This is a genomic window from Streptomyces sp. NBC_00234 (assembly GCF_036195325.1).
Classification (GTDB): Bacteria; Actinomycetota; Actinomycetes; order Streptomycetales; family Streptomycetaceae; genus Streptomyces.
Window position 1 is genome coordinate 936,997 of sequence record NZ_CP108101.1, and the last position, 22,274, is coordinate 959,270.

A 22,274-nucleotide genomic window follows, 5' to 3' on the forward strand; every position below is an offset into this window, starting at 1 on the left:
ACAGGAAAGACTGCCGGGGCCACATAAAGCCCCAAGGCTGTGAAGATATGCGCATTCCGGAAGGGACCCGTACTTTGTCGGCAGCGGAATTCCAGGTGCGGTTCCCGCACCTGAATGGGCTTCAGCGGCGGTTGATGCCGGGGCCGAGGCCCGGTCGCCGGGCCACGGCGTAATCAAGGTGGCTGCGCCCCTGGCACAAGGACATGCCTCGCGCCAGGGGCGCAGTCAGCAACTCAGGGTCTGCCGCGAGGGTCAGCGCACGGCGTAGGCCCTGATCAGGGTCTGCTCGATCTTGCTGCCGTTGGCGTCCTGTGCCTCGACGCGCAGCGACACATGGCCCGATGACGGATTGCGGACGGACACCTTGTAGTTGCCGTCGGTCTTGGTCTTTACCGTCGCGGGGCTCCAGGTGGCACCGTCGTCGGTGGACACCTCCACCTCGACCCCGTCGATGTCCGGGGTGGCGCCGGTCTGGAGCGCGAACGCCAGATCGAAGTCGTCCGCGCCCTGGGCGACTGCCCACTCCATGCCGGCGATGACCCCCGACTGGGGGCCACTGCCGCCGCTGTTGAGCACCTTGCCGATGTACAGGTCGGCGCCCGGCGCCACCCCCTTGAATGCGCCGCCCGACGCGGCACCCGAGCCGACGACGGTCGAGGCGACATGCGTGCCGTGACCGTGGTGGTCGACCGCATCGGGGTCGTCGGTGAAGTTCTGTGCCTGCTTCACCCGCCCCGCCACATCAGGGTGGTTCGGGTCGATACCGGTCTCGAGGACGGCCACCTTGGTGCCGGTGCCGTCGTAGCCGGCCGCCCACGCCTCCGGCGCGCCGATCTGCGGGACGCTCTGATCCAGCGTCACCTGCACCGGCCGGTCGAGCCAGAGCTTCTTGATGCCGTGGGCAAGCTTCGGCGCGGTCGTCGCGGCGCCGTCGTAGTCGACCGCCTCCCAGAACGTTGCCGCCTTCTTCTTGCTCGCGCGCAGCGCCACCGCGTTGGCGCTGGGCAGCTCGTCGGCCTTCACCGAACCGGCCGGCGCGGCCTGCCTGAGGGCCTTGCCCGCCTTGCCCGGCTTGCCCGCGAAGGTCGCCATCAGCGGCACGGCGGGGCGGTGCGCGTCGTCGTAGCCGTACTCGACCAGCTTGGTGACAGAAGCCTTGCTGACGTGGGGCCGGGCGACGGTTCGCAGACCAGGCCCCGGCCGGCGCGGGCTGCGGCGCCCGCATGGGGCTAACTGGCAACGGGCGAAGGTGCTGTTGTCCACGCGGTTGAGTGTTGTTCCCGCACCGGCTACCGGACTACTGGGCAGATGACCCAACTTTGCCACCACGCACCCACCTAGGGCCTTTCGTTCGGATCAGGCCGGATCAGGGAGCGGGGTCCGGTGCTGATCCAAACGAAGCCCTAGCGGCCCTCGACGGCCGGGTCATCGATGACGGCGCCGGCTTCGACGACCCTCACGGCCAGCGCCGTCCGGGACGACACCTCGAGTTTGCGCATCGCTGCTCCCACGTGCCGCGCGACCGTCTTCGGCGACAGGACGAGGACACCAGCGATCTCCCGGTTGGTCCGGCCCCCGACGAGCAGCCGGACCACGTCGCGCTCCCGGGGAGACAGTTGATTGCCGTAGCTTCGCCGCCCACCCTGCCACGACGGACGCTTCACCTCGGCACCGTGTGCACGCAGCGTATGCATGACGCGCTCGGCATCGCGACGAGCGCCGAGGGTGGACAACCCCTGGAAGGTCTCCGCAAGAATGGAGAGCGCCGCATCCGACCGGTCCGCACGCAGCAGACAGTCGGCCTGTCGCTCGCGGCTGAGCAGGGCGTCGTACGGCCGCGGGAGGTCCTGCCACGCGTCGGCGGCACGCGCGAACAGTTCGGCGGCGCCGAGGGGATCGCTTTGATACTGGGCCAGGATCGCCCTGCAGGTCGACACGGCGGCGTGCGGGCCAGGTGCACGGCGATCGCGCACTCCCGCTGCGAAAGCGTCGACCAGGTCGCCGGCTTCGTCGGAGCGGCCGGCCATGAACAGCGCCTCGGCCCGTACCGGGGCGAGTTCGGTGGCCCAGATCCAGGTGCCTTTGTGTTCCAGGAACCGGATCGGCTTGTCGGTCAACTCCAGCACATCATCGATCCGGCCGGCGCCGAGCCGAAGCCTGGCCAGGGCGCCGGCAGGTTCGACGGAGTGCTCCGCCCCGCCATGGCGGTCCGCCTGTTCGAGGACGAGCCGCAGGCACGCGTCCGCTCGGTCCCGATCACCGCGGGCCGCGTACAGCAAGCCGGTGACCATGGCCGGCGCCAGGCGACTGACCGGCTGCAGGAGTTCCTCGTCACCGGCCAGCGATCCGGCCCGGTCGGCCAGCCCGTCCCAGGCCCCGGTGAGCCAGTCCAGCTGAGCCAGCGTCGCCTGCCCGACCCTGCGAAGCTTCAGGTACTCATACCTGTCGGCCAGGCCAACGGCGCGCGTGAGCAACCGCCTTGCCTCCGGGTACCTTCCCCAGATCAGCGCCATGTGCCCGACGTTGAGTCGGCCGATCGTAATGTCCTGCCTCTCCTCGGTGGTGGACGCGTCATCGGCGATCAACGCCGCCTCCGCCCACCCCTCCTCCTCACCGAGCAGCAACAGCCCGCTCGCCCGTCCGACCCGGATCTTCATCCGGTCCCGCGGCGCCATCGAGGCCGGCACCTGCGCCACGCGCCGCAGCCACCTGAGGTGTTCGGCCGCCGGTGTCGTCGTCCCGTACGGCAGGCCGAGGAACATCATCGCGCGGGCCGCCTTCGCCGGGTCGTGCCCGAGGTCGGGCAGCGCGCATTCCGCCTCGATCCGCGACTGCTCGAACGCCTCCATCTGCTGCAGCAGACGGGCCACATGGAAGCGGATCTCCGCTGCCTCGTTCGGCGCCGGCTCACCGGTGTCCAGCACGAGGCGGAGGGCGTCCATCAGTTCGCGGTATCTTTCGTGCCCGCTGAGCAGAGCGAACGGAACTTTACTGGTCAGCCGGACCACGTCGGCGGGCGGCAGATCGGCGTTGGTGAGCAGATCGTGCAGCAGGACGACCGCCGTCGCATCGTCACCCGAGGCCAGGGCGAGGTCGGCAGACTGTTCCGCGTACCGGCACCATGCCGTCATGTCGCCGGCCTCCCGGAAGTGGCGCGCCAGCTGGGCGACCGGGGACGGGGTGGCGCCTTCGAGGACGTGCGCGACACGCAGGTGCATCGCCCGTCGCTGCGGCGCAGGAATCGCCTCGTACACCGCGCGGCACGCCAGCATGTGCCGGAACGAGACCAGCCCGCTCGCATCCTCCCTCAGCAGCCCTGAACCCACTGCCTCCGCCAGGCCTGCCAGCCGGCTCGCCGGATCGCCTTCCGGCGCCATCACCTCGACGACGGCGCCCTCGGGGGCGGGGGCCGTGAGTACGGCGGCCGCGCGCAGCGCCGCCTGCGCCGCGGGGCCGAGCCGGGCACTGCGTTCCAGCACGGCATCCCGCACCGTGGGCGGTACGTCGATCTCACTCGGCCGGTGCCGCACCCAGGAATCACCCCGCCTGGTCAGGTCGGCGCGGTTCCACATCAGCCGGACGGACTCCTCGATCGCGAGCGGAAGCCCATCGGTCCGGTCGTGCAGGAAGGTCGCGAACTCGTCGGAAACCCGTTCCCCACCGAGCATCGAGGACACCATTTCGGCAGTCCCGTGGACATCCAGCGGCTCCAACGTCAGCCGCAGCCGCGCCGCTCCCACCGGTTGGCGCGACGTCAACCGCAGCAGCAGGGAGTCCGGCGCGATCTCCTCCGGACGGTAACTCACGAGCAGGCTGACCCGTTGCCTTTGGCGTGATGCCAGGAACAGCAGAAACTCCAGGGTGGCCTCATCTGCCCAGTGCACGTCCTCCACCGCGAGCAACCCGATCTCGAGCCGTTCGAGGATCTCCTCGATGGCCCGGAACAGCCGGTGCCGTGCCGCTGCCGCGTCTTCCGCCGGGTCGGGTGCCGGCGGCAGCGCCGACGCCCACTCGGGGAACAACGGCCGGAGCGCCCCCGCCAACCCGCTCAGGCCGAGCCCGGCGACATCCTCGGTCGCCGGTCGGATCGCGTCCACCACCGGACCGAGCGTGAAGGGCTGCCGAACGGCCGGGCAGGTCGCCAGCAGTACCCGCTGCCGGGCCGGGGTATGCGTCGCGAGCAGCTCCTGGACCAGCCGGCTCTTACCAATCCCGGCCTCGCCCTCGACCAGCACGATCACCGGCGGGTCCAACAGCACGGCCCTCAGGGCGGCGAGCTCGCGCTCGCGTCCGATCAAGCCGGGTGACGCGATCGCCGGCAGGTTGCGTGGGTCAGAACCGCAGGGAGACATTTGCCCTATCACGGGAGAGAGCCGACGGCATTCCCGAAACGTCGTGCCGGGTCGGGTGGTCAGGGAGCAGCGTGAGTAGAGGTTACAAGGCGGGATGGCGGGCAGGTAGGCCACGGCGGAAGCAGCACCAGGTGGGACCGAGAGTCTTGTGGGACTGTCCTCGGGTGTGCCCGGGGCAGGCGGCGGCGCCCCGGGTGCGCCGCCGTGGCCCTCCAGTGCATCGGCTTCTGCGGGCGGCGCGTTCGCGGCGGTGTGTGCTGCGATGTTCCGTGCCTGTGATCCGGCCGGCCCGCTCGTGCCTGCGCAATGCGGACGGCATCGAGGATGAGGCGGGTATCGGCGTCGGGGTGGGAGGTCATCGCAATGTGGCGTCCGCCGCTCTGCCGAGCGGCGGACTCGCGCGCGGCGCGATGGCCGAAGTGAGGGTCGCTCCCGGTCCCGGCGGTCCGTGTCCGAGTCGTATGAAGTGGGCTCGACAACAATCAGGACGTCTCGCCCGTCGGCGCGGAGCAGCGTCGCCACTCGGGCACTCGCGTCGTCAAGTTCCGCGTACGTCAGGACTGCCTCGGACTCGTATACGGCGACGCGACCGCCGTGCACCAGGAATGTGGCGAGGTTGGTCAAGTCGTTGCCTCCTTGGGTCGGCACGGCCGGCGCGTCTGCCGCGGGCCCGGTGCCGCGCGCCCTGTCCGTGGTCGAACGGGGGATCATCCGCCAGGGTGTCCTGCGCGGTCGCCGGCTGGCCGTGGGTCACGTGCGGTGCAACCCGCGGAACCACAACGATAGGTCGCGCGACATCCGAGCACTTGACGTGGCGGGACAGTCGACTTGCCTTTCGGGGACAGGACCGAGAGGAGCGCGATGAGACCGCTTGTTCGCACCGCGGCGCTCAACGACTATGCGCAGTTGAGCCAAGCTGGGCATCGACCCGCAGTTGCTGATGCAGAGCGTGGGCCTGGACGTCGCCGCCCTGACCTCGCAGGACAGGTAGATCTCCGGTGCGGCCGTGGTCAGTCTGCTGGAACTCTCGGCGGCCGACTCCGGCCGTGAGGACTTCGGCCCGCGGATGTCCGAGCTCCGGCAACTCGGCAGTCTCGGCCCCATCAGCCGCGCCCTCCGCGAGGAACCGCACGTCCGCAGTGTGCTGGAGCTGCTGCTGCGCCATGAACACATGTACAAGGAGGCACTGCTGTTGCCAATCCCAGGTTCTCCGCCTCGGGCCGCTCAGCGCGCCGCCGCACCATCAGGGTGCGCACTCGAGGTGTCGTCCCGGACGGCGCCGGCCGTGAGGGTCGTCGAAGCCGGCGTCGTCATCGATGACCTGGCCGTCGACGGCCGCTGGGGCCTCTCGTTGGGATCATGCCGGGCTCGCGGGGTCCGGCCTGATCCGAACGAAAGCCCCTAGGTGGGTGCGTGGTGGCAAAGTTGGGTCATCTGCCCAGTAGTCCGGTAGCCGGTGCGGGAACAACACTCAACCGCGTGGACAACAGCACCTTCGCCCGTTGCCAGTTAGCCCCATGCGGGCGCCGCAGCCCGCGCCGGCCGGGGCCTGGTCCGCGAACCGTCGCCCGGCCCCACGTCCGCAAGGCTTCTGCCGCACGGTCGAATCCGACGGGCCGCCTCGACCGGCCCAGCCGTCCTGGCTCTTGATGCAGCGAGGTTCCGGGACGAACCCCGCAGGCTGATCGGCCGGTGGCGGATCGCTGCCGCCGCAGCAGGGCGCGCGGTCCGCAGCCCAGGCGCTACGGCACCGATCGCTCCGGAGAGCAGCACCGGCCCGCACCAAGTGAGGAGGCGCTTGTGCATTCCTCACCACGTTCACGGCGAACTCGAAGGAACGGCATCTCACGAGGCCTGGCGATGAGGCGCTTCGGGCAACGGTTGGCCGCCGCGATCACCGGCATCACCGTCCTCGGGGTGGTCATATCGACCACCCCGGCGAATGCCGCCGGCCCGCCCCGTCTGCCCATACCGCCGTCAACCAGAGCCTGCCCGACTTCGGTCGGCGACAGCCTTCTCCGCGCTGCCGCCGGAGCGACCGACAGTGCTGGGGACACCGCCACGCAGACGATTCCCGAAGCGTCCCAACGCGCTGAGGTGAATCGATGAAGCGATGAAACCAACCCGAGGGCCCGGCCGGGGCGAGACGTGACTCGCCGCAGCCGTCTCTCGCTTATTCGGCCAAGCCTCGCCGAATACGGGCGGGCCAATGCTCGCAGACCCCGCTCAATCCTCGCCTATCGATTGGCGATGGCTGCCCTGCCGGGCCGCCGGTCGACTCGCACGCAGAAAGGAATTCACGTGACGCGCAGACGTCGCCAATTGCTCGCCGCACTCGTGGCCGGGATTCTCGCTGTCTTGGCCTGTGTAGTGGCAACTTATCCGTCAGGAACCGGAGCACAGGTCGAGCTGGGTCAGGATCTGGACAAGCTGCACCAGGCCGCCCCTGGTGCCCTGTTCGAGGAAGGCGGGGAATCCGGCGAGGAGGGCGAGGAAAACCCGGGATCCGCCGGGCAAGCCGCATTCCTCCGGCGCGCCTACCCCGGTGACACCATCACCGTGGCGCAGATGAACGGCGCGCGCGCCGCCTACCGCACGGCCAAGGGCCGCTCGTTCCCGACGGGCAAGGGAAAGAAGGGCACTTGGGTCTCGGTGGGGCCCAAGGAGGCGGTCTACCCGTACTCCGAGAACCGCGACTCGTCCAGCTATCTGCCCAACGAGTACGTCGCGGGCGGCCGTACCACTGCAGTGGCGATCAGCCCCACCTGCGTACCGGGTCGCTGCAAGATGTGGATCGCGGCCGCCGGTGGTGGCGTCTGGCGGACCGACAACGCGCTCGCCGACGAGCCGCCCTGGCGGTACCTCGGCGGGCCGCTGGGCATCAACGCCGCCGGTTCGCTGACCATCGACCGCAACGACGCTACCGGCAACACGGTCTACGTCGGCACTGGCGAGGCCAACGGCTGCTCCTCCGGTTGCGTGGCCGGCGTCGGCATCTACAAGTCCACCGACGCCGGCGAAACCTGGACCGGGCCACTGGGCCAGGCGGAACTCGGTGGCAAGGGCATCGGCCAGATCGCGATCGAGCCGGGTGACCCCCGGACGATCTACGTCGGCACCAGCACCGCGATGCGCGGTGTGTCGAGCGTCTGCTGCTCCGGGATCAGCCGTCCGGTGCCCGACTCGGCCAAGTGGGGCCTCTACAAGTCCACTGATGGCGGAGCCACTTGGGCCTTCGTCCACAACGGGTCGGCCGACGCCGCGGACTGCACCGGCAGCCAAGCCGAGTACAACAACGAGACCGCCTGCTCGCCGCAGGGTGTCCAGGGCGTCGAACTGGACCCCAGCGACCCGGAGACCGTGTACGCGGGCTCGTGGGCGCGGGGCATCTGGCGGTCGCCGGACGGCGGTGCCACCTGGACGCAGATCAAGCCGTCGCTCAACGCGACGATCGCCTATACCCGGCCCGCCTTCGACGTGACCCGGCTGCCGAACGGCAAGACCCGGATGTACGTCCACGAGGGCAACATGAGCAAGCCGGCCTCCCGGCTGTTCCGCAGCGATGACGTGGCCACCGGCACCCCGGCCTTCACCGATCTGACCAGCTCCGACGTCGCCAACCCCGGGTACGCCTGGCTAGGCCTCTGCGGCCAGCTGTGCTGGTACGACATCTTCGTCCACACCCCGGAGGGGCACCCTGACGTGGTCTACGTCGGCGGTTCCTACTCCTACGGTGACACCACCGCCAACAAGAAGGCGGTGGTGCTCTCCACCGACGCCGGGGAGAGCGGTACCGACATGACGTTCGACGGCACCGACGAGCTGCATCCGAACGGCCTGCACCCGGACCAGCAGGCCCTGGTGACGAACCCCAACAACCCGTTCCAGTTCTTTGAGGCCAGCGACGGCGGCATGATGCGGTCCAGCGGCACGTTCGTCGACCGCTCGGCGTGGTGCGACAGCCCTCGCCGGATCATGAGCGAGAAAGCGAAACCCCGCTGCAGGCAGATGCTCTCCCGCATCCCGAGTGAGCTGCAGAGCCTCAACAAGGGACTGTCCACCTTGCAGTTCAACAGCCTGTCGGTCAGCCCGCACAACAGCGGCCTGCTACAGGGCGGGACACAGGACAACGGCACCTGGCAGACCGACGGCAGCCCGAACCTGTGGCGGAACACCGCGATCGGCGACGGCGGCCAGTCGGGCTTCGACGTCGGCCGGCCGGAGTTCCGCTTCCACACCTTCTCCGGCACGGCTGTGGAGGTGAACTTCAGCAACGGGAACAGCGACGACTGGATCTGGACCAGCGACCCGATCAACGGGAAGGCCTTCACCGAGTTCTACGCGCCGGTCATCAGCGACCCGAAGGTCAGCGGCACGATGTTCGCCGGCGCGGGACGGTCGGTCTACCGGACCAAGACGTTCGGGCTCGGTGACCGGACGCCCGAGGAGGCCAATCGGCTCTGCAATCTCAGGACCCGCGACCGCACCGTGGTGTGCGGCGACTGGGTCGAGCTCGGGTCCGACCCGCTCAACGCCACTTCCTGGGGCGACCGGTCCGGGCGCGGGGTGGTGGCCGTCGAGCGCACCACCGCCGACACCGCGACCGCTTGGGCGGCGACGGCCACCGGCCGGGTGTTCATCTCCCACAACGTCGACGCGGAGTCGGCGACCTCGGTCTCCTGGACCCGGATCGACGACGACGCGGTGACCCCGAACCGGTTCATCAGCAGCATCCACGTCGACCCCGCTGACGAAAACCACGCCTGGATCTCCTACAGCGGCTTCGACTCGGCCACGCCGACCACAACGGGGCACATGTTCGAGGTCCGGTTCGACCCGGCGACCGGCACGGCCAGCTGGACCGACCGCTCGTACGACTTCGGTGACACACCGGTCAATGACCTGGTGCGCGACGACGCTACCGGTGACCTCTACGCGGCAACCGACTTCGGCGTGCTGCGGCTCGCGGCCGGGACCACGACGTGGACCAAAAGCGCTCCGGGGATACCCAACGTCGAGGTGGCGGGCCTGACCGTCGTGCCGGGCAAGCAGATCCTCTACGCCGCGACCCACGGGCTCGGAGCCTGGCGGCTCAATCTCGGCGCTGAATGACGCTCAAGAAACACCGCGAGGGGCCGCACCCGCGGCCCCTCGCCCTGGATCAACTCGCGCCACAGGGTGGGGCCCGGCCCGCCTCCCAGAGGTGGCAAGGCTTAGCTGATGTGCAGCTGCATACAGAGAAAAGTGAGAAAGATGATCAAGCGTCGAATGGCCCTCGCGGCAGGTGTCGCGGCCCTCCTGGTCGGCTGCGGAACCACGGCCGTGCCCGCCACCAGCGGCGACACGACCATCCGTGTCCAGGTCTCGGGCGAGCCGGGGGAGACTGCCGGATATAGCGCGATAGCGAAAACCTACGAGCAGAGCCATCCCGGGACGAAGGTGCACATCGTGCCCGTCGCGGAGAAGTCCGATCACCTCACCCGCCTGTCGACAGCGTTCGCCGGCGGCAATCCGCCGGATGTCTTCCTGATCAACTACCGGGAGTACGCCCAGTTCGCGGCCCGCGGCGCGATCGAACCGATCGGCCCTCGCCTGGCCGGCGTCGGCGTGGACACCGCGGACTACTACCAGCAGCCGATCAGCGCGTTCACGTACGACGGGCAGGTGCAGTGCATGCCCCAGAACCTCTCCTCGCTGGTCGTCTACTACAACCGCACGCTGTTCGCCAAGGCGGGTATGCAAGCCCCGACGCCGGGGTGGACCTTCGAGCAGTTCAAGGAAGCGGCCATCCGACTCACCGACGACGGCGTCCATGGCCTGGGATTGGATCCCTCCCTCGTGCGCCTTGCTCCGTTCGTCTGGAGCAACGGCGGCGACATCGTCGACGACCCCGAGCACCCGACGCGACTCACGCTCGACACACCCGCTGCTCGGCAGACCCTGGAGTCGCTGGTGCAGCTCGTGCGTGGCGATGGAACAGGACCGGACAGAACGGAGCTCGCGGGTCAGGACCTGCAGGCCCGATTCGCCTCCGGCAAGCTCGCGATGTTCCTCGATTCCCGTAAGGAAACCCCGGCCCTGCGCGAAGTACAGGGTCTCGACTGGGACGTCGCCGCCCTGCCGGTGACCCGCAAGCCGGCCGGCGTCCTGCACTCGGACGCCTACTGCATCGCCCGCAAGTCGAAGCACCACGACGAAGCCGCCCGCTTCATCGCCTTCGCCATCGGGAAGGACGGCCAGCGGATCACCGCGTTGAGCGGACGTGTGGTGCCCTCCCTTCGCGAGGTCGCCAAGTCGTCGGCCTTCCTCAACCCTGTCAGGAAGCCGGCCAACTCCCAGGCGTTCCTTGACGGCATTCCGCATCTCAAGAGCCTCCCGGTCCTGGCAACCTGGCCGGAGATCGAGGACATAGCCGGCGAGGAACTGGCCCGCGCCTTTTACGACGGTGCACCCCTGGATGACGTGATCAAGCGGATCGACGAGCGCACCCGGCCGTTGTTCACCTCCAGTGACGGCACCCGATGAGGAGGCTTCTGTCAGTGCTGATCACCGCAGGGGCCGGCGTATCCCTGCTGACGGCCTGCACCCTCCCCACGTCAAACACCGAACCCGGGCCCGGCGCGGCAGAAGCCGCTGCCATCTGCCCGAGCCCCAGCCCGGCAGCCGATATCCCGGACATACCGTCCGGGTTCAAGGCCGACGAGCTCGGTGTGGTCACCGCCGTCAGCAAGCAGCCCGACTTCACCTCTGTGGTGATCTCCACCCGGGCATCGTTCCGGGATGCCGTCATACGCATGCACAAGCTGGTGGACGAAGCCGGCTTCACCGTCCTCAGCGCGGAGGATGACGGTATCGACGTGGAGGTCTTCGTCAAGACACCCCACGGCCAGGGGATCATCAGCATGGCCGAGGCGCCGTGCGGCCAGGTCATGACGAATGCGGAACTACCGGAGCCCCCGAAATGACAGAGCATCGGGAGGCATCTGTACGGCGATCGGCTCGACTTCGCGGCAGCACGGCAGGACGGGCCTTGGCGGCCTGCATGGTCGGGGTCGTGTTCCTCTCCCCGCTGGCCATCATGGCCGTCGGCTCGCTGCGCAAGCCTGGACTGCCGCCTCCTGGCGGGCTCGAACTCCGGCCGGACGTGTTCTGGTCGGGTAACTACGGGACCGTTGCGGGGCTGATCCCGCTCGGCCAGCAGCTGCTGAACTCGGTCCTCGTCGTGTCAACCGCGGTACCGGTCACCGTACTTGTCGCCTCCTGGGCCGGGTTCGCGATCGCCATGGCGCGCCCCGCCGTACGACGCCCGCTGATCGGCATCGCGCTGGTGATGCTCAGCATGCCCGCGTCCGCCATGTGGGTGCCGCGCAAGGTGATGCTGGAGCAGCTGGGGCTGACCGACCACACCCTCGTCGTCGCGCTGCCCGCGGTCATGGGAACCACACCGTTCTACGTGCTGCTCTTCGCACTCGCCTACCACCGCATCCCACGGTCCTTGTACGAGGTCGCGGCAGTCGAACAGGCATCGGCGTTTCGTATCTGGAGGTCGGTCGCATTCCCACTCGCCCGGCCGACCATGTTCGCCGTGGCCGCGCTCGCCTTCGCCGCCTACTGGGGGAACTTCATCGACCCGCTCATCCTGCTCACCACGGAGGACGACTGGCCAGTCGCACTCGGCCTGCGCACCCTCGCCGCACTCGAGCCGACACTGCATCCGCTCTACATGGCAGCAGCCGTCATGGCCACCGCCCCCGTCGCGCTCGCCTTCCTGGCCGCACAACGAGCGCTCGCCCCCCGCCGCGGCTTGGAGACATGACCATGGGCATCGCAATCCACGGTGCACACAAGTCCTACCGTTCACGCCGTAAGCAGTCCATCACCGCCCTGACCGAGGTCGATCTGCAGGTGGCCAGGGGCGAGCTCATGGTGGTCGTAGGACCGTCAGGTTCCGGTAAAAGCACTCTGCTCAGAGCAACCGCCGGACTCGAGGCACTCGACGCCGGTCGAATCGAGATCGGCGGACGCGACGTCACGACGGCCGCACCGGGCGATCGAGACATTTCACTGGTCTTCCAGGACTACGCGCTCTTCCCCCACCTCACCGTCGCCGAGAACATCGCCTTCGGCCAGCGCGCCCGAGGCGTGCCCAAGACCCAGATCACCACCGACGTCGATCAGGCCGCATCCATGCTCGGCCTCACCGCCGCTCTGGCCCGGTACCCCCGCGAACTGTCAGGTGGAGAACGCCAACGCGTAGCACTCGCCCGGGCCATGATCCGCCGGCCCAATGCCTTCCTCCTCGACGAACCCCTCGCCAACCTCGACCCCGACCTGCGACTGCGCACGCGCGCCGAAATCCGCGAACTCCAGCGCCGCCTGGGCGTGTCGATGCTTTACGTCACCCACGACCAGACCGAGGCACTTGCTCTGGGCGACCGTATCGCCGTCGTCCGAGCAGGCCGCATCGAGCAGGTGGGCACACCTGACGAGCTCTACGCGCGCCCAGGCACGGCATTCATCGCACGCTTCATCGGAGCTCTGCCGATGAACCTGCTGCCACCCGAAGCGCTGGGCCGCGAGAACGGTCCGGTGACCGGCATCCGACCTGAGCGCACACACCTGGCACCTGCCGGACACGGGCATCTGACGGGACGCGTCGCCGCCGTGGAGCCAAGCGGCGAAGAGACGGTCCTTCACGTCGTGTGCCCCGACACCACGCGCATTCTGGTCAGGGTGCCGTCCTCGGCCGCTGTGCCCCGGCCCGGAAGCGAGACCGGCATCACCTGGAGCAACGCCGACGAACACCACTTCGCTTCGGCCGAAGGACCGCGCACCGCATGAACGATCAACACTGCCGACCCACTCGGCCCACTCCTCACCGCAGATGGGGCAGCGTGCGCACACCCTCACTCAGACATCGGCCGACAGCACTGGCCCTACCATGGCTCGCCGCCACAGCCCTTCTGGTGGGCATCCCACTCATCGGCTCGGCATGGCTCGCCTTCACCGACTACTACGGTTTCGGCGCCCCCTCATTCACCGGCCTCGACAACTGGCACCGACTCGCCACCGACGAAACCTTCTGGCACTCTCTCGCCAACTCGGCCAAGATCGCAGCCATAGCCATACCCCTGCGAACCGCACTCGCCATCGGCTGCGCGTTGCTACTCCACCGCCGCAGCAGCGTGAACAGCGCCGCCCGCACCGCAGTATTCCTGCCGTCCATCATTCCTGACGCCGCATGGGCTCTCCTGTGGCTCTGGCTGCTCAACCCTCTTTACGGGCCGCTCCCCCTCACCCTCGAAGCATTCGGCCTCCCCTCACCCGGCTGGTTCACCGACCCTGCTGCAGCACGAGGCGGACTCGCGCTCGTCGCATCCCTCCAGATGGGCGAGGGTTTCCTCGTCGCCCTCGCAGCCCGCCGCCTCCTGCCACGCTCCCTGCACGAAGCCGCCGCCATGGAAGGCGCGGGACGCACCTTCACCTTCAGACGCATCACGCTGCCGCTGATGGCACCGATCCTTACTTTGCTCGCACTGCGGGACGTCGTCCTCCTCCTGCACACCACGTTCATCCCGGCCCTGCTGATCACAGCCGGCGAACCGCACTCCGCGACACTGGTGGCACCGCTCTACGTCTACCGCCGCGCATTCCTGTACGGCGAGCTCGGGTATGCCAGCACCCTCTCGATCACGCTGCTGGTCACCGCTGCTGCCGTCGCAGCCGCTCAGCTGATCGTTCTTCACCGCACCCGTCTTCTCGAGCTGCTCTGACCCGAATCCGCAGGCAGTGGCGGAGGCCGGCGGCTGATACGTCGAGACGTGCGCTTCCGGTTTGAGACGACCGGCTACACCAGCAGGACTTTGCTGTCCGACCTGGGACACCGATGAGCGGGGGTGGACGCCGACCGGCTCCACCAAAGTCAACGGTTGCAGCCAGGACGATGACTGCAGGACCCGGCGCTTATGACCGTTTCCGCCTCCCTAGGCGCTATGGATCAGGGGGCAGCCAGGTAGCGGGAAGGGTGACGACGGCGGGAGGGGGAGCACCGGTGGATTCGAGGAGCCCGTGAGGAGCTGAGCCCGTCGCAAGATCGAAAGACACGCTGCCGCCGGAGTACGTGACGCTGAGGAAGGACACCGCGCTGCCGGAGAACGTGGCGTGTTTGAAGCTCACCCTGCCGCCGGAGAACACAGAGCTCGAGAAGATCACGTAGCCGCCGGAGAACGTGCATTGTCGAAACTGGCCCCGCCGCTGGAGAACTCGGTGCCCATGAAGAACACCCTGCTGCGATCAGAGAACGTGGCCTTGTCCAAGTCCAGTGTGCCGCCAGGGGAGAACTTTGCGTTGCTGAAAGACACCCTGCCGCCGCAGAATCTGGCCGCAGTGAAGATCACCCTGCCGCCCAATAGCAAGCGTGGCGCTGGCGAAGTCCAGGTTGCCGTCGGAGAACGTGGCACCGGTGAAGTCCAGCCAGCCGTCGATGCTTGCACCAGTGAGGTCGAGGTTGTGCCCTTGCCAGGAGCGGCTGGTTCCCTGAGGACGTCGATAGTGATCGCCGATGAGACGCAAGATCGTGTGCCGCACCTCGCGTTGTTCACGGTACCGGTTGCTCTTGTCCTCGTGGGCCTCGCGCTGCTCGTCGGTGAGCGAGGTGCCGTCGGGCGGGTCGCCGGGATCAGGAGAGAAAGGCAGGCGAAGGTAGGCGCATAGGACGTCGATGCAGGTCTGGCGTAGGTCCCGCGTGGGTGCGTCGTCGGCGAGGCCGGCCAGAGCGTGAACCCCGCCCAGCCGGACGGGCGGGGAGGCGGAACCGAGTTTGTCGATGGCCTGGGAAAAGCGTTCGGTATGGAGCCGGGTGGCCTCACGGTGGGCGCCAGCCTCGTCGACGCGCTGGCGGCGGTAAGCCACGACCAGGGCGACGAGCGCGCCCGCCCCGGCGACCACCCCGAAGGAGAGCTTCACCAAGTCGAAGAGCGTCGACGCGTCGAGCTTCTCGGTGGTGTCGATTCCCGTGAAGCCCAACAGGACCACCAGGCCGTAGAAGATGCCGCCTGCGACCAGGACGGCAGCAGCGAAGGTGACGGTCAGAGCCCGGCCGACCTTCCACAGGCGCAGTTCCCGGTTGTCTGCAGTTGATCGCAGCTGTCGGTTGGTCGTCACAGAGACGTAGACAAGGCTCCGAGATCCACGGTTGCAGTGAGCCATCTGCGGATGCACCGCTCCACGTCAGGGCCAAGGCGCACGCACCACCTCGTGTCAGCGGCCAGCCATCGCCATAAGCCAGAGACCTGCAAGGACACGCCCTACTTGATCGACCGTCACTGCTACCAGCTGACTGACTTCAAGCAGACACATCGCATCGTCCTGGTCCACGTCGTCACCGCGTCGCGCACCAGCTGGCGCATCATGCGCACCTCGGCCACCGAGGCGCGGGTGCCAGCCCCCGTACGCGATACGGACTGGGTCGCCAACCGCTCCCGGGGAGCACGGACGTTCCCTGCGCGTAGCCTCCGCCACATCCCTCCAACGCCAACCCGGCAAAGCAGAGCCCTTCCCCGCGCAGTCGGCGACCCGGCCGTATACCGTGCATGACATCCCATCTCCGTGCAGATGATCTTGGATTCCGGCCGGACGGCACACGCGTGATCAACCGATGGGCAACAGTGCCGGCCACCACGCGGGCACATCACCCAATGCGCATGCCTGCCTGGTGGCCCCCGCCAGAAGGTGCCACACCGTCATCGCAGGCCAGAGCAGCAGTACGGCCAGGGCGAGCACGCCGAGAGCGGGAACCAGCACTCGCTGCGCGTCCGGAGGCCCGCTCAGTCCGATCCACGCCGCCACTCCGGCCAGACCCATCACGGTTGAACTGACCAGGACATGGAGCAGGGTAGAGCCCGGCTCCCCCACTCCGCAGTCCCGCCAAGCATGGCCGAGCAGGAGCCCATGAGCATAGAAGCAGAGAACGAATACGAGCCACGGCGCCAACGAGGGCTCCCGGCCGTCCCTCCGCAGCAATCGGCTGCCCCAGCCGTCCGCCAGACACCGGAACAGATACCACCACGCCGACAGACCGATCACGCCAAGCACCAACCGCGCCGGTGGACCGATATCGGCAACAACTGCCTGGCCCGGCACTCCCACCGCGACGATCGCCGCGAACAGCACCAGGCGCCAGTCGATCCATATACGCCCTTGCAACAGACCTCCAACGAAGCGGATGCGCGACCGCCGGCCGGGCGCACATGCGCCCGGCCGGCGGTCAGCCTACGGGCCGGTTCCACCCGGTCGACTGCTGTGCTCGGTCATCATTGGACCCAGAAGTCCCGCTCTCCGTGTCGGCGCCAGTCGTTTGACGGGCTGCCCCAGTTCTCCCAGAACTTGAGGTTCTGGATCTCGTCGTCCGACGGCGGGTTCACTGAGAAGTCGACGGCTGTGGCCACCAAACCGACCGGGGTTCCGAGAAGTTTCCCGAACGACTTCTGGAGGACTTCTTGAGCCGCCAGTTTGGAAACCGCTTCGGCCCCGGACTCCGCCATCCCGATACAGCCGTTCCAGCACCCGGCTTCCGCACGGTGACCTGGCCGTCGGTCGGGTGTCCCTGGCAGAGATCGCAGACCGGTTCGACACACCGGCCTACGTCCTGGACGAGTGAGGTCCGCGGGCGGTGCCGCGCCTACCGGGACGCCTTCCCAGAAGCGGACGTTCTCTACGCCGCCAAGGCATTTCTCCCCCGCGCGATGGTGCGCTGGGTGGAGGAGGAAGGTTTGGGCCTGGACGCGAAGCTCAGCTTGCCGAACTGCTGACCCGACGCGGGGCCCTCGACCTGCCTTGACGCATCCGCCAATTGCTTCGGAGAGAAGAAGCCGATTCCTTCGTAAACACCTCGTGCAACGTCTCTCTACCGGGGCTGACCGTTCACATTGTCCTCGAACAGTTCCCGGGTACGGCGCAGCAGCGCTGTCCGTACGTCGTCCGGTGACAGGACCCGCAGCGGTGTGGCCAGGCTGAGGAGATACTTCGCGAGCCCGTCCGCGTCGGGGCCGCCGATGTCGACGATCGTGGCGTCGCTGCCCTCCGGGCGGTGGGTACCGACCGTCGGCGGGATCAGCCGAAGCGCCTGCTCCACAGGCAGAGGGAGGCGGATCGTCACGTAGAGCGGGTAGGCGCCCGTCGCTATGGCGCGGGAAACAAGCAGAGCCGGGTCAGGTGGGTCGACGAGTTCCACCTGGCGCCCTGTCGGCTGTATCCGGCCGACCCTGTCGGCCCGGAAGGTACGCCACTCTTCGCGGGTCACGTCCCGGGCGACGAAGTACCAACGGCGTCCCGTGTGCACCAGGCGGTACGGGTCGACGTCCCGGACCGTGGCCTTCCCTTCCCGATCGCGGTAGGACAGGCGGCTGCGCTCGCCCCGGAGACACGCGCCGGCCAATTCCAGCAGCATGCCGGGCGCGATCTGCGGCTCGTCGAGCCTTGTGGTGTGAACGAAGGCGGCGTCCATCTCACCCAGCCTGTCCGCGATCCGGCGTGGCAGAACCTGACGCAGTTTCAGTAGGGCGGACAGCGCGGCCTGGTCGCTGCCGAGGACGCCGCTGAGCGCGGCCTCGCGCAGCGCGACGGCCACGGCGAGTGCCTCTTCGTCATCGAGGACCAACGGCGGCAGCCGTGCTCCGGCGCGGAGGCGATAACCGCCCCATGGCCCGGGGTCGGACTCGACTCCGTAGCCGAGTTCTCGGAGCCTGGCGATGTCCCGCCGCACCGTGCGCTCGGTGACGGTCATCTGGTCGGCCAGCTCGCCGCAGGTCCACGACGGTCGCACGGACAGCAGTGAGACCAGTCGCAGCAGACGGGCGGATGTGCTGATCACGTTCCGAAGTGTCCCGCATAACCAGGACCGAATCTGTCCTGGTCCCGTCATAGCGTCTTCCTCATGAGCACTGGAAACCCGTCCGCACCCGCGATCCACTACTCGGCCGTCACTTTCGACTGCCCGGACCCCGCCGAACTGGCCCGCTTCTACGGCGATGCCCTCGGCCTGCCCGTCGCTTACTCCAGCGACGACTTCATCCTGCTCGGCCAGGAGGGCTCGGCCGGACTGGGGTTCAATCGGCTGACCGACTACAGGCGTCCCACCTGGCCGGACCCTTCCCAGGAGAAGCAGGCCCACATCGAACTGGGCGTCGACGACCTGGAGTCCGCGCAGGCTCTCCTGCTGGCCCTGGGCGCTGTCGAGCCCCCGACTCAGCCCCAGCCCGACCGGTGGAGGGTCCTGCTGGACCCCGCTGGCCACCCGTTCTGCATCACCACTCTGGTCTGAACATGATCGGCAGACTGATGACCATGACCGCGCATCCGGGCAGGGGTGGCGAACTCGCCGCCGTCCTGCTGAGGGTCGCGGAAAGGCTGCACGGCTTCCCTGGCTGTGAGATCTACCTGATCAGCCAGGACACAGCAGACCCGGACACGGTGCACGTCACCGAGGTCTGGCAGGACGACACCAGCGCGCAGGCCGCCCTTGCCGCTCCGCCGCCCGCCGGCGGCCCCGGCCCCGCAGAAGTCCTCGCGCTGCTGTCGTCCCCACCGCACCGCACAGACCTCACCGTCCTCGGCGGAGTAGGCGTTCCCACCGCCGACGGCCAGCCGTGACAGACGCCCCTGGTCGCAGGAAGAATGCACTCCCGTGAGCCTCCACTACGAAGTCGTCTTCACGTGCTTCCTCCGGGACGACACGCCCGACACGGTCCTGGCAGCCCTGCGATGGCACCTCGGCCTGGCCCTCGAGCGTCCACCAGAGCTCGACGCGGAGGAGCACTCGTATCCACTGCTCTCCCCGGATCCGGACAGTCGCCTGCCAGGAGGCGATTTCGTGTCCCTACGACGCCAGTCCCGAGGCTTCACGCCCGGTGGTGAGCTCCACGCATGGGGACTGTTCAGCCGCAACCTCTGGCTCGACGACATGATGGGTGACCTCTACACCGTCCTGGACCTGGTCGCACCCCACGTCGAAGAACCTGGCTACAGCGGGTACTTCCGGGAGGAGTTCGACACCGAGCCGACCGTCTTCACGTTCCGAGACGGCACCTTCGGGCCACTGAAACTCTGAATCCAGTTCAGTCCCTGAACGCCGAAAGGGTTAGAAAAACAAGCTGAGAGACCGCACCTTCCGACCGCTTCCCGTGCGCGAACAGATGATCCACAAGCCGGGAATGGCCAAGCACCGTCGGCCAGGCGGCCCTGAAGCCGGCACTGGGGCCGATCTTCGAGGCGGGTTTCCTCCCGTGTTCCTACGGGTTCCGCCCGAAACACCGGGCTCATGACGCGCTTGCCGAGAGCCGCCCCCGCTGTGCGAGTCCTCCGGGCCGGGACCGGGTGGGAACGGCCGTAACGGGAAGAGCGGGACGTCGTTGGAGCCATCATCAACAGGGACGACGAGGGGGGCGCGCCATGCGCCGGACAGTGCTTGAGCAGTTTCCCGCGGGCGGTCCGCGGGGCAGCTGGCCCGCGGAGGAGTTCGCGGCGGCCCGCCGCGGGGAGGGCATGGCAGCCGAAGTGGTGATGGACCTGGAGCAGGACGCCTTCCTGGTGATCGTGCCCCAGCAGGCGACGGACCGAGGCCGCCGAAACCCCTGACCGCCGGGGTCGGGAAACGGTCCAGGGGGTGCCCGGCCTGACGATCCGGGCACCCCCTGGAAGTCCTGGGCGGGGCCTCTACCGGACGGCCGCGGCCGGGGATCCCTTCGCTTCCGCCCGCTTCTCCTCCGCCGCCCAGGCGGCGGCTGCGGCGCCCACCAGGCCCGCGTCGGTGCCCATCACCGCGGGCGCGACCTTGAGGTGCCTGACGAAGGAGAGCGTGGCGTAGTCGCGCAGGGACCGCCGCAGCGGCTCGAAGAGGACCTCACCGGCTCCGGCCACACCCCCGCCGATCACTGCGATGTCGATCTCGGCGAGGGTCGCGGTGGCGGCGATTCCGGCGGCCAGCGCCTGGGCGGCACGCTCGTACGAGGCGATGGCCACCGGGTTTCCGGCCCGGGCGGAAGCGGCGACTGCCGCGGCGGTGCTGTCGCCGTCCGGGCCCGGGAGCCAGCCGCCCTCAAGGGCACGGCGCGCGATGTTCGGCCCGCTGGCGATGCGCTCGACGCAGCCGCGCGCACCGCAGGGGCAGAGGTCGCCGTCCAGGTCCACGCAGATGTGACCGATGTGACCGGCGTTTCCCGTGGGGCCCGGGTGCAGCTTCCCGCCGAGCACCAGGCCCCCGCCGACTCCGGTGGAGACGACCAGGCAGAGCGCGTTGTCGTACCCACGGGCGGCACCGAGCCAGTGCTCGGCCGCGGTCATCGCGACGCCGTCGCCGACCAGCGTGACGGGCAGCCCGCCCGTCGCCGCGGCCACCCGGTCGACCAGGGGAAAGTCCCGCCAGCCCGGGACGTTGACCGGGCTGACCGTGCCGGCCGACGCGTCCACCGGACCCGCGCTGCCGATCCCGACGGCACCGGCCCGCTCCCACAGCGAGGACGCCTTCAGCTCGGCGAGGACGTCGGCGACCGCCCCCATCACCGCCTCGGCACCCTCACGGGCGGGCGTCGGACGCTGCGTCCGCACGAGGAGGGCGCCGTCACCGTCCACCAACCCGCCGGCGATCTTGGTGCCGCCGATGTCGAGCGCGGCGACGAGGTCGGTATGCATCGGTGTGGGCTCTCCGGATGGTGAGGGGGCGGACCTGCGCGTTCAGTCAATAGTCTGCACAGTCTCCATTCAGCTGACAACGTTGTCCAGGGCCTATGCTCGACGCCACAGCCTCCGGCACCCCTCACGGCACCCTCGCGCGGGGGCCGGATCACCCTCACCCGACGACAGGACAGCGCACCGTGGCCGAGACCGCCCGTCACTCCGAGAACCGCTACGGCAACCGGCCGACCATGAAAGATGTGGCAGCCCGCGCCGGAGTGGGCCTCAAGACGGTCTCCCGGGTGGTGAACAGCGAGGCCGGCGTCACGCCCGACACCGAGCGTCGCGTCCAGGAAGCGATCGACGCCCTCGGCTTTCGCCGCAACGACAGCGCGCGGGTCCTGCGCAAGGGCCGTACCGCCTCCATCGGGCTCGTCCTGGAGGACCTGGCCGACCCGTTCTACGGTCCGCTGAGCCGCGCCGTCGAAGAGGTCGCCCGCGCCCACGGCGCACTCCTGATCAACGGTTCCAGCGCCGAGGACCCCGAGCGCGAGCAGGAACTGGTCCTCGCGCTCTGCGCCCGCCGGGTGGACGGCCTGATCGTGATCCCGGCGGGCGACGACCACCGCTACCTGGAGCCCGAGATAAAGGCGGGCATCGCCACGGTCTTCGTGGACCGCCCGGCCGGCCGGATCGACGCCGACATGGTCCTCTCCGACAGCTTCGGCGGCGCACGCGAAGGCGTCGCCCACCTCATCGCGCACGGCCACCGCAGGATCGGCTTCATCGGTGACCAACCCCGCATCCACACCGCGACCGAGCGACTGCGCGGCTACCACGCGGCGATGACCGACGCCGGCATCACCGTCGACGACGCCTGGGTCTCCCTCGGCTCGACCGACCCGGCCCGGGTCCGGACGGCGGCCGAGACGATGCTCTCCGGCCCCGAACCGGTCACCGCCCTCTTCGCAGGCAACAACCGTGTGACGGTGACGGCGGTACGCGTCCTGGCGGACCGCGAACGACCCGTCGCCCTGGTCGGGTTCGACGACATCGAGCTGGCCGACCTGCTCGGCATCACCGTCATCTCCCAGGACGCCGCCGCGGTCGGCCGCACGGCGGCCGAACACCTCTTCCGCCGCCTCGACGGCGCGGACCACCCCCCGGCCCGCGTCGAACTCCCGACGACACTGGTCCCCCGCGGCTCCGGCGAACTCCCGCCCGCCTGAGGGCCCTTCGTGCGGCCGACGCGCG

General features: G+C 68.8%; 19 protein-coding genes and 1 pseudogene. 13 read left to right on the plus strand and 7 right to left on the minus strand.

Annotated features, from left to right (window positions below; genetic code table 11):
* Positions 1–252 precede the first annotated feature (252 nt).
* Both OG230_RS03810 and OG230_RS03815 read right to left on the minus strand, forming a co-directional pair.
* The gene (locus tag OG230_RS03810; RefSeq protein WP_328908697.1) at positions 253–1,263 is read right to left on the minus strand and encodes a S8 family peptidase; all 1,011 of its coding nucleotides are present in this window, start codon (positions 1,261–1,263) and stop codon (positions 253–255) included.
* Between the two features lie 140 nt (positions 1,264–1,403).
* On the minus strand, positions 1,404–4,298 hold the full coding sequence (locus tag OG230_RS03815) for an ATP-binding protein (RefSeq protein WP_328908698.1): 2,895 nt from the start codon (positions 4,296–4,298) through the stop codon (positions 1,404–1,406).
* 1,060 nt (positions 4,299–5,358) lie between these two features.
* Between OG230_RS03815 and OG230_RS03820 the strand changes: the two genes are divergently transcribed.
* Entirely contained in the window at positions 5,359–5,757 is a 399-nt protein-coding gene (locus tag OG230_RS03820; RefSeq protein WP_328908699.1) for an AraC family transcriptional regulator ligand-binding domain-containing protein, read from the plus strand.
* A gap of 980 nt (positions 5,758–6,737) precedes the next feature.
* On the opposite strand, the gene OG230_RS03825 is transcribed toward OG230_RS03820, so the two are convergent.
* Positions 6,738–6,869, minus strand: a complete 132-nt coding sequence (locus tag OG230_RS03825; protein WP_328908700.1) for a hypothetical protein — start codon at positions 6,867–6,869, stop codon at positions 6,738–6,740.
* A 51-nt stretch (positions 6,870–6,920) separates the two neighbouring features.
* On the opposite strand from OG230_RS03825, the gene OG230_RS03830 reads away from it, so the two are divergent.
* From OG230_RS03830 to OG230_RS03855, 6 genes are all read left to right on the plus strand, one after another.
* On the plus strand, positions 6,921–9,464 hold the full coding sequence (locus OG230_RS03830; RefSeq protein ID WP_328908701.1) for a WD40/YVTN/BNR-like repeat-containing protein: 2,544 nt from the start codon (positions 6,921–6,923) through the stop codon (positions 9,462–9,464).
* 141 nt (positions 9,465–9,605) lie between these two features.
* The gene (locus OG230_RS03835; protein WP_328908702.1) at positions 9,606–10,877 is read left to right on the plus strand and encodes an ABC transporter substrate-binding protein; all 1,272 of its coding nucleotides are present in this window, start codon (positions 9,606–9,608) and stop codon (positions 10,875–10,877) included.
* A 14-nt stretch (positions 10,878–10,891) separates the two neighbouring features.
* The gene (locus tag OG230_RS03840; RefSeq protein WP_328908703.1) at positions 10,892–11,317 is read left to right on the plus strand and encodes a hypothetical protein; all 426 of its coding nucleotides are present in this window, start codon (positions 10,892–10,894) and stop codon (positions 11,315–11,317) included.
* Between the two features lie 89 nt (positions 11,318–11,406).
* Positions 11,407–12,168, plus strand: coding sequence for a carbohydrate ABC transporter permease (locus tag OG230_RS03845; RefSeq protein WP_328908704.1), 762 nt, complete (start codon positions 11,407–11,409; stop codon positions 12,166–12,168).
* Positions 12,169–12,170: 2 nt separating this feature from the next.
* Positions 12,171–13,193, plus strand: a complete 1,023-nt coding sequence (locus OG230_RS03850; RefSeq protein ID WP_328908705.1) for an ABC transporter ATP-binding protein — start codon at positions 12,171–12,173, stop codon at positions 13,191–13,193.
* A gap of 125 nt (positions 13,194–13,318) precedes the next feature.
* Entirely contained in the window at positions 13,319–14,125 is an 807-nt protein-coding gene (locus OG230_RS03855) for a carbohydrate ABC transporter permease (protein ID WP_328908706.1), read from the plus strand.
* A 520-nt stretch (positions 14,126–14,645) separates the two neighbouring features.
* Here the strand turns inward: OG230_RS03855 and OG230_RS03860 are convergent.
* Positions 14,646–15,515: a hypothetical protein gene (locus OG230_RS03860; protein WP_328908707.1), complete on the minus strand. Its 870-nt coding sequence runs from the start codon at positions 15,513–15,515 to the stop codon at positions 14,646–14,648.
* Positions 15,516–16,001: 486 nt separating this feature from the next.
* Entirely contained in the window at positions 16,002–16,556 is a 555-nt protein-coding gene (locus tag OG230_RS03865) for a hypothetical protein (RefSeq protein ID WP_328908708.1), read from the minus strand.
* A gap of 352 nt (positions 16,557–16,908) precedes the next feature.
* On the opposite strand from OG230_RS03865, the pseudogene OG230_RS03870 reads away from it, so the two are divergent.
* Positions 16,909–17,134: pseudogene (locus OG230_RS03870) on the plus strand (diaminopimelate decarboxylase); the annotation flags it as partial.
* Positions 17,135–17,256: 122 nt separating this feature from the next.
* Here the strand turns inward: OG230_RS03870 and OG230_RS03875 are convergent.
* Positions 17,257–18,222 carry a helix-turn-helix transcriptional regulator gene (locus OG230_RS03875; RefSeq protein ID WP_328908709.1) on the minus strand — a complete coding sequence of 322 codons (966 nt, stop codon included), beginning with the start codon at positions 18,220–18,222 and terminating at the stop codon, positions 17,257–17,259.
* 63 nt (positions 18,223–18,285) lie between these two features.
* Between OG230_RS03875 and OG230_RS03880 the strand changes: the two genes are divergently transcribed.
* From OG230_RS03880 to OG230_RS03895, 4 genes are all read left to right on the plus strand, one after another.
* Positions 18,286–18,672 (plus strand): VOC family protein, encoded by a 387-nt coding sequence (locus tag OG230_RS03880; RefSeq protein WP_328908710.1) that lies wholly within the window; start codon positions 18,286–18,288, stop codon positions 18,670–18,672.
* Positions 18,673–18,674: 2 nt separating this feature from the next.
* Positions 18,675–19,001 (plus strand): putative quinol monooxygenase, encoded by a 327-nt coding sequence (locus tag OG230_RS03885; RefSeq protein WP_328908711.1) that lies wholly within the window; start codon positions 18,675–18,677, stop codon positions 18,999–19,001.
* A gap of 34 nt (positions 19,002–19,035) precedes the next feature.
* Positions 19,036–19,458, plus strand: a complete 423-nt coding sequence (locus OG230_RS03890) for a hypothetical protein (RefSeq protein ID WP_328908712.1) — start codon at positions 19,036–19,038, stop codon at positions 19,456–19,458.
* 341 nt (positions 19,459–19,799) lie between these two features.
* A complete protein-coding gene (locus OG230_RS03895; RefSeq protein ID WP_328908713.1) occupies positions 19,800–19,985 on the plus strand; it encodes a hypothetical protein in 186 nt (61 codons plus the stop codon).
* 78 nt (positions 19,986–20,063) lie between these two features.
* On the opposite strand, the gene OG230_RS03900 is transcribed toward OG230_RS03895, so the two are convergent.
* Entirely contained in the window at positions 20,064–21,038 is a 975-nt protein-coding gene (locus OG230_RS03900) for an ROK family protein (RefSeq protein ID WP_328908714.1), read from the minus strand.
* Positions 21,039–21,220: 182 nt separating this feature from the next.
* Between OG230_RS03900 and OG230_RS03905 the strand changes: the two genes are divergently transcribed.
* Positions 21,221–22,249, plus strand: a complete 1,029-nt coding sequence (locus tag OG230_RS03905) for a LacI family DNA-binding transcriptional regulator (RefSeq protein WP_328908715.1) — start codon at positions 21,221–21,223, stop codon at positions 22,247–22,249.
* Positions 22,250–22,274: the final 25 nt, after the last annotated feature.